This is a genomic window from Aquabacterium sp. OR-4 (genome assembly GCF_025290835.2).
Taxonomy (GTDB): domain Bacteria; phylum Pseudomonadota; class Gammaproteobacteria; order Burkholderiales; family Burkholderiaceae_C; genus Pseudaquabacterium.
Genome location: NZ_JAOCQD020000002.1, coordinates 763683 through 775491, shown reverse-complemented (window position 1 = coordinate 775491; position 11809 = coordinate 763683). Strand labels below are relative to the sequence as shown.

Genomic DNA, 11809 nt, shown 5'->3' with positions numbered 1-11809 from the left:
CCGGGTGCACCGATTTCAGGAGAGGTGGCAGAGTGGTCGAATGTACCTGACTCGAAATCAGGCGTACGGTATCCCCGTACCGAGGGTTCGAATCCCTCCCTCTCCGCCAGGATACTGCCCCCGCAACGTGCACGACAGTGCAGATAACGTGCGGGGGCTTTTGCTTTAAGTCGTTGATTTGACGGCTGTTTTCTCCCCTCAGACACTGCATAACGTGCACAAGCGTTGCAGCAACGTGCACAGCGCTCCCGCCACTTTCTGGCGGACAGACTGGCGGACGGCAAGGGGAACAGCAAATGGCGACTTCACGCAAACGGACCACCGCGCGGCTACACCTGCTTACTACGCGGCAGGTACAGGCGGCCAGCGATGGCGATTACTCGGACGGCGGCGGGCTGCTGCTCAGGGTTCGAGGGCCGTCTGCGGCGTGGGTTTTCCGCTACACCGCGCCCAGCGGCCGGCGGCGCGAGATGGGCCTCGGTGTCGCCCACCGCGGCAGCACAGCCCAAGCCGGCGACACCCTGACCAGCGCGCGCGACAAGGCCCACGATGCCCGCCAGCTGCTGCGCGACGGCACAGACCCACTCGACGCCAAGGAACAGCGCCGCGAGGCCCTGCGCGAGGCTGAGGCCACCACCAGGGCACAGAAGGCCCGGGAGCGCTGGACGCTAGCCCGGTGCGCTCGCGATTACCACGAGCGCACCATCGAGCCCACCAAGACGGCCAAGCACGCCGCGCAGTGGATCGCGAGCCTGGAAAACCACATGCCGGCCAGCGTGTGGCACAAGCCCATCGCCGACATCGAGGCGCCCGAGTTGCTGGAGGCCCTCGGCCAGGTGAAGCCGCACGAGCGTGCGAGGCGCCACACGGGCGACACCATGCCCGAGACGCTGCAGCGCATGCGCCAGCGGCTGGACGCTGTCTTCGAGGACGCCATCTTCCACCGCCGGTGCACCAGCAACCCGGCCGCGGCCATCCGCCGCAAGATGCGCGAGGCACTGCCCCGCAAGCAGGCCGGCCAGTTCGCCGCGCTGGCCTACCGCGAGGCCCCCGCGCTGCTGGCCCGGGTGCGGGCCGTTGAAGGCATCGCCGCGCGCTGTCTGGAGTTCGCGGTGCTGACCGCAGCACGCACCGGCGAAGCCCTGGGCGCGACCTGGGCCGAGATCGACCTGCAGGCGGGTGCATGGGTGGTGCCGGCCGAGCGGATGAAGGCCAAGGAGCCGCACACGGTCTACCTGTCGCCGCGGGCACTGGAGGTGCTGGCCGCCGTGCGAGGGCTGCACAAGGACTGGGTCTTCCCGTCGCCGATGCTCAACGGGAAGCCGCTGTCCAACATGGCCATGCTCAAGGCACTGGAGCGCCTGGGCGTGCGCGATCAGACCACGGTGCACGGCCTTTGCCGGGCCACCTTCAGCACCTGGGCGAACGAGACCGGCGCGGCCAGGCCCGACGTGATCGAGGCGTGCCTGGCGCACGAGGAATCGAACCGGGTGCGCGCCGCCTACAACCGGGCCGACTTCGCGACCGAGCGCCGCGCGCTGCTGATGGCCTGGGCCGAATACCTGGCCCGGCCTGCGGCCGAGGTGGTGCCGCTCAAGGCCGCTTGATGTTGACTCACGTAACGCAACACGATACATTGACAAGCCATGATCCTAAGCTTCATCCACAAGGGGCTGGAAGCGTTCTTCAACACCGGTTCGAAGGCAGGGATTCAGCCGGCGCACGCGGCAAAGCTGCGCCGCCAGCTGGCCCAGCTTGAGCAGGCCGAACGCCCGCAGGACATGAGCGTCCCCGGCTGGCGTCTGCACCAGCTCAGCGGCGATCTGGCCGGCCACTGGTCGGTCTGGGTCAACGGGAACTGGCGCCTGGTGTTCCGGTTCGAGGACGGCAACGCCCACCTGGTGGATTACCGCGACTACCACTGAGCAACCGACGATGACCCGAATGCACAACCCGCCGCACCCCGGCGAGACGCTGCGCGATGACGTGCTGCCGGCCCTGGGCCTGAGCGTCACCGATGCCGCGGCTGAACTCGGCGTGAGCCGTGTCACCCTGTCGCGCACGCTGAACGGCCGCGCCGCGGTGTCGCCCGAGATGGCCCTGCGCCTGGAGCGCTGGATGGGCGCCGACCACGGTGGCCGCGCCGAGGTGTGGTTGCGCATGCAGGCCGCCTATGACCTGTGGCAGGCCGAGAAGGTAGCGCGGGCCGAGCTGAAGCGCATCAAGCCGCTGGCGCCGGATCGTTTCGAGGCGCCGGCCTGACCTGGCACCGCGCCGGCCGGACGCCGGCACCGACGCTGCAGTGGGTCTGCGGCATGGCGGGCTGAACGGTGGACACGACCACCACCCGCCCCACAACCCGCATGGAACAAGGGCCCTGGGCGGAGAGCACCTCCGCCAACCCGAATCCGGCGCCTCAGCGGTCCTGAGGCAAAGGCGGCCGACCGAGAGCTCTGACCTTCTCGGCCGGCCTGACACCCACCACGATCCAAGGACGATCGCAATGACTGCTACCCGAACTGTACCGCCCGAGGGCGACCGCCCCATCAACCCGTCGGCGGACACCCCGCTCACGCCCGTGCAGCTGCTTCAGCTGCTCGACGGATGGCTGGACAACACCGGCCACGACGACGGCCACCCGTGGCGCGTGAGCATCGCCCAGACGCTCAAGGCGCAGCCCGACAGCGGGGCCAAGGTCGACGCCAAGCCCGCCACCGGCATTCCACTGATGTCGGGGCACGAGGCCAGCCGTCGCACGGGGGGCACGTCGGCAGCTGAAATGTCCGAAGACCCCGCGCTGATGCTGAATCCGGCCGCGTCGCCCAGGGCGTTGCTGGCCGCTGCACAGTCCCGCGCCGACCTGCTTTACAGGCAGCTTTATGCGTGGACGTGCGAGCCCACAGACGGGGACACCTGCGCGGCGGAACTGGCTGAGTTGCTGGCGCCGACAGCCTACGAACTGGACACCATCCTGGATGCCCTGCGCCTCAAGATCGCTCGGGAGGTGCCCCGTGGCTGACACCATCACCTCGACACGGCTGACGCTGCCGACCAACACCGGCGCTGAGGTGCGCTTCAACACCCTCGCGGAGGTGGTGCGCTTTGCCGAGCTCAACGCGCGCCGCGTGTCCAACACACTCGAGGCGCTGCGGTCTGAGCGTGCCCACCTTGACGAACTGCTGCGGCACGAGGAACTCGCTGACGTCGCGCGCCAGCAGCACGCCGACGCCGTGCGCCACCGCGAAGTCGCTGCCAGCGCCCTCGCGGCTGCCGAGCAGACGGTGGCCACCATCAAGGACATGATCCGTGCCGAGCGCGACGCGCACACCAAGGCCACCCAGTCGGCCGCCGCGCGCCTGTTGGCACTGGTGAAGGCCGGCACGCCACCGGCTCAGGTCGACACCTCGAGCAGCGACCGCATTGCGACCATGGAACTGTCGCAAGCCTCCGCCGAGGGGGAGGCGGCGCAGGCGCGCCAAGTGCTGGGCCAGGCCGAGCGCGAGGTCGAGATGGCGCTGCAGCGGATCCTGGCCGCCGAAGCCCGCGGTGCCGAGGCGCGCTATCTGGCCGCGCAGGAGGCCTACGCCGCAGCGCTGGCCGGCTTCGCGGTCGCCCACTACCGCGCGCACCGCCGCGCCTTCGTTGTGCCGGACCTGCGCCCTCACGCGCAGCAGGCGCTGGCCAAGGCCGGTTTCTGATGTCAGGCCCGCGCCGGCGCCGCGTGCGCATCGTGAACAAGCTCCCCGAGTTCATCGGCAAGATCGAGCGGCAGAAGGTCGCCGCGCTGCGAAGCTGCCTCAGCGCGATCAGCGGCGAGGTGGCCGCGCTGGTGCCCATCGCGACGTCGACGCTGATCAACTCGCAGTACGCGGAAGTCAGCATGCGTGGAACCGCCCTTGTCGGCCGCATCGGCTTCACGGCCGAGTACGCGCTGGCCGTGCATGAGGCCGCGGGCAAGTGGGTCGGGCTGAACAAGCCCAGACCCAAGCGCAACGGCCGTGATGCGGGCTTCTACTGGGGGCCCAACGATGGGCAGCCCGGCTTTCTGACCGAGGCCGCGGAGCGCGCAGCGCCGGCGATCCACAAGGCGATGCTCGCGGCCTTGCGGCCACAAGGCCCCAAGGGCTGAACCACCATGCCGACAGCACGCCCCCCGCGCTGGGCCCGGGCGAGCGCTCCCGAGGAGCTGCAGCGCCACGAGGCCGCCAACGACGCGCCAGACGCGGACGATGATGTTTGCCTGTGGCCGGTTCGCCATGTCATCGTGCCGGCCGCCGGCACCGCGCCGCCCCGCACCAAGGGCCCGAGCTCAGTGTTCGCACTCGGCGAACTAGCGAAGACCGAGGCAGCGAACAGCAGCGAGCCCAGCCAGGCCGACAGGCGCCGGGCCAGGCGCAGGCCGCAGGCCAGCACGCCGCCGCCGCCAATCAAGGTCGAGCGCCAGTTCGGCAGCGTCAAGGTGGTGCGCCTGCGGCCTGAGGAAACCGCCGAGTGGGCCGAGCGCGAGCGCCAGCGGCGTGCCAAGCAGCGCCCGCCCAAGCCCACCCGCTTCGCCAAGTCGAAGTCGGTGAAGCTGCGCCAGTTCATCAGGTTCAGCGGCGACGACTGGGACGCGTAGCGGCGACGTTGTGCAGGGGCTTCCTTCCTACCATTCCAGGCACACCACCACCACCTGTCTACACCATGCCCAACACCGTTTTCCGCGGCCCTGTTGACCGTCAGCCCCACACCGTGACCGACCGCGCCGTCTCCGGTGCTCTGCTCCCGTGCACTGGCGTCTTTATCGGCGCCAACCTCTCCCAGGCCACCAGCGCCACCGGCGGCCGCCTGGCGCTTCTGGGTATTCGGGACTACTACGTTCCTCTGGCTTCGAGCTTCTATGACGACACTGACCCACTGAAGGTGGCCTATGCCTCTGGTGACGGTGGTGTGGCCTACATTCTGGAGCCGGGCTTCATCTTCCAATGGGCGATGGCGGCCGGCACGTACACCCGCGGGCAAGAGCTGACCGTCGGCACCGCTGGTCGGTTGCGCGCGGCGACGGCGGGCCAAATCGTGGTCGCACACTTCGACGCTGCTGGTGCACTACCCGTCACGATGCTCGACGGCGTCTTGGCCGACGTGTCGATCGCCAACTTCTATACCAAGTGAGCACCATGGCACGCACCACCACCGCCGCCCAGATCGTCGACGCCCTGGAGGCCGGCGGCGTGCAGGTCAATGCCACCGTGCAGCTGGCAATCGCCAGCGCCTGCGGCAACTCGAACCGGCAGCTGTCCCCCGCCGAACTGGCTGAGTTCGTTCGGCGCTTCAAGTCGGAGGCCGTCGGGAACAGCGCAGCGCGCGGGCAGGCCGGCCCGGTCGAGTTCGCCGTCGGCGTGTCGAACTTCAGCGCGAACCACGCACGCGCCACCGCGCCCGCGGTCAACGCCGACACCAGACGCATGATCGACGAGCTGTTGGCGGCGGGCGTCGGCGGCGCAGGTGTCACCGCCTCCGACCTCGCGCAACTGGGCCAGGAGCGCGTGAGCGAGTTGCACCGCACCCGGACCTTCCAGGGCTACCGCAACAACGCGTCCATCGATGGAGACGCCGACGGCGAGCTGCTGCGCCTGGCCACCGCCGTTCAGACGGCCGTGCGAGGCGCCAGTACCGCCGCGCTGGTTCAACTGGGGGCCGACCGGCTGAAGCAGTTCGCCGCGGACCTGGCGGCGGCCGTTGCGGCGATCTCCGCCACGAGCACGACGGCCACCAACCAGGCGGGGGCCGAGGCGGGCAGTTTGGCCGGCTACTCGCTGAACGAGTTCCTGGGCGGCTGAGGGCGGCCGGCGGGCCGCTCGAGCCGCCGGCAGGCCCGAACAATCAGAGGAAATCGAAACCATGCCACGAGGCGGCACCCGCCCCGGCGCCGGCCGACCACCGGGCAGCAAGAACCACAAGACCCGCGAGACGGCTGCGGCGGCGGCAGCGGCTGGCCTGACGCCGGTCGAGTACCTGCTGCACGTGATGCGCAACCCCCGCATGTCGGCCGCCAAGCGGATGGAAGCGGCCAAGGCCGCGGCGCCCTACTGCCACCCGCGCCTGCAGGCGTTGACCATCGACCTGAAGGACTTGTCCGATGACGATCTTCGCGACCTTGCCGGCTGATGTGCGGCGCGCGCTGGCCAGGGCCGAGCTACGGCGCCGGCGCGTGCCGGTCCACCAGGAGCCCGAATCCGCGTGGCACAAGGTGCTGCCGTTCATGAGCACCCCGCACCTTGAACGCCTGCTGGAGACTCAAGGCAGTTCGGATCCTGGTGTGCTGCAGGTGCAGGTCGATGCGCTGGCCGATGCGCGGGCGCGGATGCTGATCACGCAGCAGCCCGAGCCGCCGGCGCCGCCGATCACCCAATATGCCGCTTGGAACGACCATCAGGAGCTGTTCAGGTTCGCAGGGCCGGCGACGGCTGAGCACCTGGCGGCCGTCGACAGCCTTCTTGAGACTGCAGCTCAGGGCAGCTTGGACTGATGAGCGGCGCCAGGCGCCCGCGCTGGCGGGGTGGAAGAAGGCGCACCCGGAATTCTTGCAGGCCATCGCGCGCGCACGCGAGGCCCACCCGATGAGGCTGGGGCCAGCCCACGAAGAAACCGCGCCGCAGCCAGCGCGGAGGGCTGCAACAGCCGGCGGGTGCCGGGGACCGGCGGAGGGCAGGGTGCGGTACCATGCCGCCGGGCCGCAAGGCCTTGGGCTTGTCCTCCCTGAGCCCATCCGGAGACTCCTCAGTCCCCCCGGTTCCCCGCCCCGCGGTCGACATGGCCTCGGGGCGTTTTCTTGTCGCAAGCGAGCATGGCTGGCCAGGCGCTCGGCCATCAGATCGCCCCGCCCAACTTCAGCTTCTCCACCAGCGTCAGGCGGCGCGGCGGTGCGCCAGGGTCGCCGCTGACCTCCAAGTCGTGCCCCCTGGCATCAGCCGTGAGCAACACGGCGTCTTCGCGGATGTACCAGGTGCGCCCAATCTTCTCGACCGGCGGATCGAACAGCCCGCGCCGACACAGCTGCCGTAGCACGTAGGCCGACGGAGGTGTCGTGAAGCGCATTGCACCCCACTCGGCCAGCGTCATGAACTTCGGCGCGGGTGGCATGGCGATCCTTGCGAGGCGGTGGCGCTGCCCTGATGATGCCGGGCATTCGCCACGCTTCGATTCTTGAATGTCCACCGCCGTTGCGCTGCCCTGGCTGACCGACGATGAACTGAACGAACTGTGCGCACCGCTGGTGGCGCCGGCTGCTCGGATCCGCTACCTAAAGCGCCTGGGCCTGCATGTCGAGCGCAAGCCCAACGGCCGCCCGCTGCTGATGCGCAGCGAGCTGGAGCGCGTGCTGGGCGCCGGGCGGATGCAGCCAACGCCCCAGCCGGCCGCGCCAGCCGCTGAACCGGACATGGCTGCGCTGCTGCAGGTCTTGAGCCGCCGAAAGAGCGCAAAGCCCAGGCGCGGATAGAGCTGTCCCGGGCTGGGCGGCGCACCTGGCGGACAGACTGGCGAAGGGATACCCGACCGGCCGGAGAGCGAGTACTGGCGCGGGTGTTGACAGTCTCCCTCTCCGCCAAAGCAAAAGCCCAAGTGATTGATTCACTTGGGCTTTTTTGTTGCCTGTGCGGCGCCCCGGGCCTGCTGGCGCGCTGCGCCGGCGCAGTGGGCGGGCCGGGCGCGGCGGGGGCGTGGGGCGGCCTGCGGCACGCGGCACAATGGCGGGGCCATGTTCCGTTGTCCGAGGTTTCGCCAGGGCGTTGCTGCCACCACCGCTGCCGCACTGCTGTGCCTGCTGCAGACTGGCTGCGCCACGCATTCTTCGGCCGTGCAGCCCAGGCCGGGTGATGCCGCGGCCTATGCCGGCTGGCCTTGCGAGCGCCTGTTCGACGAGCTCGACGCCGTGCAGCAGCGTGCCGCCGATGTGGCCTATGCGGTGGATTCGCGGGCCGGCAACAACATGATCGCGCTGGGCCTGGGGGTGATGGTGTTCTGGCCGGCGCTGCTGGCCATGCGCCCCGATGGCGAGGAGGCGCAGCAGCTGGCCGAGCTGAAGGGCCGCTTCGAGGCGCTGCGCGCTGCCGCACAAACCCAGGCGTGCGGCACGGCACCGGCCGGCATGGCCGCGCACCGGGTGCAGGCCCTGCCGGTGGCGCTGGGCGAGCGTCTGATCTACGAGGAGCGCGCGGGCCTGCATGCCAGCGCCCACCTGCTGGGCCTGCAGGTGGCCGGCCTGCGGCGCGACCGCATCGAGTTCCGTGTCGAGCTCGACGGGCGCGCCACCGGCGAACTGTGGCAGCAAGACCTGCTGGGCAACACCCTGGGCGAGGGCGCCGCGCCGCTGATCGCGTGGCGCCGTCTGTTGCGCCGCGATCTGGCCCTGGGCCAGGTGCTGTCGGGCGATCTGGCGGCGGCCGGCGAACTGGTGGCCACCGCCCGCGTGCGGGGCCAGGTGGTGGCCACCGGGCCGCAGACGATTGGCGGGCGCCGTTTCGACGTGGCGGTGATTGAGCTGTTCGGCGAGGCACCCCCGCCGCCGCCGGCGTTGGCAGAGACCGCCAACGCCGCGCGGCTGGATGGCGTGATGGCCGTTGACCGCGCCAGCGGCATGCTGCTGCGCCTGGAGCTGCGCAGCGCCAACCCCGACTTTGCGCTGCGCCGGCGTCTGCTGCGGGTGGAGCCGGCAACGCCCTGAGGCCGTGCAGGCGCGCGCTTTTCACCCAACTTTACAAAGCCGGCGTGCGGGCGATACCGGCCGCGGTCACGATCTCGACACTGCACAGTGATTGAGGTGAAGACGATGATGTTTCACATGAGCCGCGGGGCCTTGGCCCCGCACCGGCTGGTGGCCCCGGTGGCCTTGCTGGCCCTGTTGGCCGGCGTGGCCAGCGTGGTGATGGCCCAGCCGCCCGAAGGCGCTGGCCAGCCCGGTCCGCGCCACGCCAGCATGCACCGCATGGGCCCCGGCATGGGCGCGCCGGTTTCCGTCCCGGGCATGCTGTCCGAGCGCGAGCTCGATGCGGTGGGCGCCAGCGCCGAGCAAAAGGGCAAGCTGCGCGAGATCCGGCGCGCCGCGCAGGACGACCTGCGCCGGCAGCACGACAGCGCACGCGAGCTGCACCAGCAGATGCAGCAGCTGCTGGCCGCGCCGCAGGTCGACGCCGCCGCCGCCGAAGCGCTGCGCCAGAAGCTCAACGCCCAGCACGATCTGGCCAGCAAGCGCATGCTGCAGGCCGCACTCGACAGCGGCGCGGTGTTCACGCCCGAGCAGCGCCAGAAGCTGGCCGAGCGCCGTGCGCAGCAGCGCGAGCGCCTGCAGCGCCCGCCGCCCGAGCGCGAGGGCGGCCGCCCGCCGCACAGCTGAGCCGCAGGCCCCTGACCAGACCGCACGGATTCGCACCGACCCGAACCGCCGTCCTGGCGACCGCTTGACCCAGGGCTTCGCTCCGGCGCCAAGGTGCGCCGGGGCGCTTTTTCCATTTCAAACCTCTACAGTGTTCTGTCCATGACCACCGCCCGGCTGCTGATGATCGACGACGATGCGCGCCTGTCCACCATGGTGGGCGACTACCTGCGCGCGAATGGCTATGAGGTCGACACCGCCGGCTCGCTGGCCTCGGGCCGCGACCGGCTGCGCCAGACTGCCTACGACGCCCTGGTGCTCGACCTGATGCTGCCCGACGGCGACGGCCTCGACCTCACCCGCGAGCTGCGCGGCGATGCCCGCACGCGGCGCCTGCCGCTGCTGATGCTCACCGCGCGCGGCGAACCGCTTGACCGCGTGCTGGGCCTCGAGCTGGGCGCCGACGACTACCTGCCCAAGCCCTTCGAGGCGCGGGAGCTGCTGGCCCGTGTGAAGGCCTTGCTGCGCCGCGCCCAGCCCGAGCCGGTGACCGACGAGGTGCTGCAGTTCGGCAAGCTCGAGATCGACCTGGGCGCGCGCGAGGCCCGCCTGGGCGGCCAGGCCTGCGATCTCACCAGCCACCAGTTCGATCTGCTGGTGGTGCTGGCCAAGAGTGCCGGCCGCGTGCTCAGCCGCGACCAGATCATGGATTCGCTCAAGGGCCACCCGATCGACGCCTTCGACCGCAGCATCGACGTGCATGTCTCGCGCATCCGTGCCTGCATCGAGGAAGACGCCAAGAACCCCAAGCGCGTGCTCACCGTGCGCGGCGTGGGCTATGTCTTCGCCAAGAAGCAGGACCATGAGGCCTGATGCACGCCTTTGCGTCGCAGCGCTCGTGCCGCCCGCGGGGGCGCTCGGCCCCTTGGGTTGGCCCGGTGCGGCCGGTGCCGGTGGCTGAACCGCAGCGATGAAATCGCTCTACCTGCGCATCTGGCTCACCGTGGTGGCCGCGCTGGCGCTGTTTGCGCTGGTGTCGGGCTGGATGTGGCAGCGCCACATCGAGGACGAGCGCAGCCGCTTCGAGCAGGTGGCCAATGACCGCCTGGCCGCCTGGGCCGAGCTGGTGCAGCGCTCGCTGCCCGGCGCCGACGCGCCGGCCGAGCAGCAGGCCGAGGCGCTGCGCGAGTGGTCGCAGCGCCTGCGGGTGCCGATGGCGCTGGACGACGCCGGCGGCCGGCGCATCGCCGCCTCCGAAAGTTTTGCGCGCCGGGCCGAGGAGGGCGGGCCGATGTCGGTGGCCTCGGTGCGGCTGGACGACGGCCGCACGCTGCTGCTCACCCGGCGCAGCCTGCGCCGGCCCCTGGGCGGGCCGCCGCCCGAGGCGATGCTGATCTGGTCAGGCCGTGCCGGCGCGCCCAATGGCCCCGGCGGGCCGGGCGGCCCCGGTGGCCCGGAAGGCCCGCCGCCCGAGTTTCGCGCCACCGATGGCAGTGGCCCGTCGCGCAACAACGACCGCCTGTTCTTCGGCCTGCCGCGTGCCGTGGGGCCGCTGGCCCTGGTGGCGGTGCTGTTCGTGGCCGTGGCCGCCGGCGCCTACCCGGTGGTGCGCCGGCTCACGCGCCGGCTCGAGGCGCTCAAGCAGGGCGTCGAGGCCTTCGGCGGCGGCAACCTGGGCCTGCGCGTCGATGCCTCGGGCCGCGACGAGGTGGCCGCGGTGGCCAGCAGCTTCAACCAGACCGCCGCGCGCATCGAGACCCTGGTCAACTCGCACAAGAGTCTGCTGGCCAATGCCAGCCACGAGCTGCGCTCGCCGCTGGCGCGGCTGAAGATGGCGGTGGCCATGCTGGGCGGCCTGTCGGACACCTCGCCCGCGGCGCAGCGCGCCAGCCTGTCGAAAGAGATCGACACCAACATCCGCGAGCTCGATGCGCTGGTCGAGGAGGTGCTGCTGGCCAGCCGGCTGGACGCCTCGGGCGCGCTCGAGCGCGACGAGCAGGTCGACCTGCTGGGCATCGCGGTGGAAGAGGCGGCACGCGTTGGCGCCGAGGTGGCGGTGGGCGACGAGACCGCCGAGGCGGCCGAGGCGCAGGCCGGCGACACCGCTTTTTGCGTGCTGCCCGGCAGCGACCGCCTGCTGCGCCGCGCGCTGCGCAACCTGGTCGAGAACGCCCACCGCTACGGCGGCCAGGATGTGGCGGTGCGGCTGGCGCCGCTGCCGGGTGGTGGCCTGGCGTTGAGCGTCAGCGACCGCGGGCCCGGCGTGCCGCCCGAGTACCGCGAGCGCATCTTCGAACCGTTCTTCCGCCTGCCCGGCCATGCCGAGCAGGCCGGTGGCGTGGGCCTGGGCCTGAGTCTGGTGCGCCAGATCGCCCAGCGCCACGGCGGCAGCGTGCGCTGCGAGGCGCGCGAGGGTGGCGGCAGCCGCTTCGTCTTGAGCCTGCCGCGGCATTGAGC

At 70.9% G+C, this 11809-nt stretch carries 17 protein-coding genes and 1 tRNA gene; 17 read left to right on the top strand and 1 reads right to left on the bottom strand.

The annotated features are described in order from the left end of the window. The first annotated feature begins 18 nt into the window (after positions 1 to 18). From N4G63_RS15725 to N4G63_RS15670, 12 genes are all read left to right on the top strand, one after another. Positions 19 to 109 (top strand) — tRNA-Ser (locus N4G63_RS15725). A gap of 187 nt (positions 110 to 296) precedes the next feature. Continuing rightward, positions 297 to 1607: a tyrosine-type recombinase/integrase gene (locus N4G63_RS15720; RefSeq protein WP_260786397.1), complete on the top strand. Its 1311-nt coding sequence runs from the start codon at positions 297 to 299 to the stop codon at positions 1605 to 1607. Between the two features lie 39 nt (positions 1608 to 1646). After that, positions 1647 to 1925, top strand: coding sequence for a type II toxin-antitoxin system RelE/ParE family toxin (locus N4G63_RS15715; protein ID WP_260786396.1), 279 nt, complete (start codon positions 1647 to 1649; stop codon positions 1923 to 1925). Positions 1926 to 1935: 10 nt separating this feature from the next. After that, entirely contained in the window at positions 1936 to 2262 is a 327-nt protein-coding gene (locus N4G63_RS15710) for a HigA family addiction module antitoxin (protein ID WP_260786395.1), read from the top strand. A gap of 241 nt (positions 2263 to 2503) precedes the next feature. Beyond that, a complete protein-coding gene (locus N4G63_RS15705) occupies positions 2504 to 3019 on the top strand; it encodes a hypothetical protein (protein ID WP_260786394.1) in 516 nt (171 codons plus the stop codon). After that, positions 3012 to 3698, top strand: coding sequence for a hypothetical protein (locus N4G63_RS15700; RefSeq protein WP_260786393.1), 687 nt, complete (start codon positions 3012 to 3014; stop codon positions 3696 to 3698). Before N4G63_RS15705 ends, N4G63_RS15700 begins: the two co-directional genes overlap by 8 nt. A gap of 32 nt (positions 3699 to 3730) precedes the next feature. After that, positions 3731 to 4129, top strand: coding sequence for a hypothetical protein (locus N4G63_RS15695; RefSeq protein ID WP_260786392.1), 399 nt, complete (start codon positions 3731 to 3733; stop codon positions 4127 to 4129). Between the two features lie 6 nt (positions 4130 to 4135). Continuing rightward, positions 4136 to 4618: a hypothetical protein gene (locus N4G63_RS15690; RefSeq protein WP_260786391.1), complete on the top strand. Its 483-nt coding sequence runs from the start codon at positions 4136 to 4138 to the stop codon at positions 4616 to 4618. A 65-nt stretch (positions 4619 to 4683) separates the two neighbouring features. Then, entirely contained in the window at positions 4684 to 5151 is a 468-nt protein-coding gene (locus tag N4G63_RS15685; RefSeq protein ID WP_260786390.1) for a hypothetical protein, read from the top strand. 5 nt (positions 5152 to 5156) lie between these two features. Further along, on the top strand, positions 5157 to 5819 hold the full coding sequence (locus tag N4G63_RS15680) for a hypothetical protein (RefSeq protein ID WP_260786389.1): 663 nt from the start codon (positions 5157 to 5159) through the stop codon (positions 5817 to 5819). A 61-nt stretch (positions 5820 to 5880) separates the two neighbouring features. Then, positions 5881 to 6147, top strand: coding sequence for a hypothetical protein (locus N4G63_RS15675; protein WP_260786388.1), 267 nt, complete (start codon positions 5881 to 5883; stop codon positions 6145 to 6147). After that, positions 6119 to 6508, top strand: coding sequence for a hypothetical protein (locus N4G63_RS15670; protein ID WP_260786387.1), 390 nt, complete (start codon positions 6119 to 6121; stop codon positions 6506 to 6508). Before N4G63_RS15675 ends, N4G63_RS15670 begins: the two co-directional genes overlap by 29 nt. 341 nt (positions 6509 to 6849) lie before the next feature. Here N4G63_RS15670 and N4G63_RS15665 read toward each other — a convergent pair whose 3' ends face one another. Next, positions 6850 to 7101, bottom strand: coding sequence for an excisionase (locus N4G63_RS15665; RefSeq protein WP_260786386.1), 252 nt, complete (start codon positions 7099 to 7101; stop codon positions 6850 to 6852). 88 nt (positions 7102 to 7189) lie between these two features. On the opposite strand from N4G63_RS15665, the gene N4G63_RS15660 reads away from it, so the two are divergent. The 5 genes from N4G63_RS15660 (at position 7190) to N4G63_RS15640 (ending at position 11807) form a co-directional block, all read left to right on the top strand. Next, complete coding sequence (locus N4G63_RS15660) at positions 7190 to 7480, top strand: hypothetical protein (RefSeq protein ID WP_260786385.1); 291 nt, start codon at positions 7190 to 7192, stop codon at positions 7478 to 7480. A gap of 258 nt (positions 7481 to 7738) precedes the next feature. Continuing rightward, a complete protein-coding gene (locus N4G63_RS15655) occupies positions 7739 to 8704 on the top strand; it encodes a hypothetical protein (protein WP_260786384.1) in 966 nt (321 codons plus the stop codon). A 105-nt stretch (positions 8705 to 8809) separates the two neighbouring features. Next, complete coding sequence (locus N4G63_RS15650) at positions 8810 to 9373, top strand: Spy/CpxP family protein refolding chaperone (RefSeq protein ID WP_260786721.1); 564 nt, start codon at positions 8810 to 8812, stop codon at positions 9371 to 9373. A gap of 141 nt (positions 9374 to 9514) precedes the next feature. Continuing rightward, entirely contained in the window at positions 9515 to 10225 is a 711-nt protein-coding gene (locus N4G63_RS15645) for a response regulator (RefSeq protein ID WP_260786383.1), read from the top strand. A 97-nt stretch (positions 10226 to 10322) separates the two neighbouring features. After that, positions 10323 to 11807, top strand: coding sequence for an ATP-binding protein (locus N4G63_RS15640; RefSeq protein WP_260786382.1), 1485 nt, complete (start codon positions 10323 to 10325; stop codon positions 11805 to 11807). Positions 11808 to 11809 lie beyond the last annotated feature (2 nt).

Bases quoted from the DNA above. Each gene is read 5' to 3' on its own strand.
- N4G63_RS15720 (WP_260786397.1), top strand. From the start codon at position 297: ATGGCGACTTCACGCAAACGGACCACCGCGCGGCTACACCTGCTTACT.
- N4G63_RS15715 (WP_260786396.1), top strand. From the start codon at position 1,647: ATGATCCTAAGCTTCATCCACAAGGGGCTGGAAGCGTTCTTCAACACC.
- N4G63_RS15710 (WP_260786395.1), top strand. From the start codon at position 1,936: ATGACCCGAATGCACAACCCGCCGCACCCCGGCGAGACGCTGCGCGAT.
- N4G63_RS15705 (WP_260786394.1), top strand. From the start codon at position 2,504: ATGACTGCTACCCGAACTGTACCGCCCGAGGGCGACCGCCCCATCAAC.
- N4G63_RS15690 (WP_260786391.1), top strand. From the start codon at position 4,136: ATGCCGACAGCACGCCCCCCGCGCTGGGCCCGGGCGAGCGCTCCCGAG.
- N4G63_RS15685 (WP_260786390.1), top strand. From the start codon at position 4,684: ATGCCCAACACCGTTTTCCGCGGCCCTGTTGACCGTCAGCCCCACACC.
- N4G63_RS15680 (WP_260786389.1), top strand. From the start codon at position 5,157: ATGGCACGCACCACCACCGCCGCCCAGATCGTCGACGCCCTGGAGGCC.
- N4G63_RS15675 (WP_260786388.1), top strand. From the start codon at position 5,881: ATGCCACGAGGCGGCACCCGCCCCGGCGCCGGCCGACCACCGGGCAGC.
- N4G63_RS15670 (WP_260786387.1), top strand. From the start codon at position 6,119: ATGACGATCTTCGCGACCTTGCCGGCTGATGTGCGGCGCGCGCTGGCC.
- N4G63_RS15665 (WP_260786386.1), bottom strand. From the start codon at position 7,101: ATGACGCTGGCCGAGTGGGGTGCAATGCGCTTCACGACACCTCCGTCG.
- N4G63_RS15660 (WP_260786385.1), top strand. From the start codon at position 7,190: ATGTCCACCGCCGTTGCGCTGCCCTGGCTGACCGACGATGAACTGAAC.
- N4G63_RS15655 (WP_260786384.1), top strand. From the start codon at position 7,739: ATGTTCCGTTGTCCGAGGTTTCGCCAGGGCGTTGCTGCCACCACCGCT.
- N4G63_RS15650 (WP_260786721.1), top strand. From the start codon at position 8,810: ATGATGTTTCACATGAGCCGCGGGGCCTTGGCCCCGCACCGGCTGGTG.
- N4G63_RS15645 (WP_260786383.1), top strand. From the start codon at position 9,515: ATGACCACCGCCCGGCTGCTGATGATCGACGACGATGCGCGCCTGTCC.
- N4G63_RS15640 (WP_260786382.1), top strand. From the start codon at position 10,323: ATGAAATCGCTCTACCTGCGCATCTGGCTCACCGTGGTGGCCGCGCTG.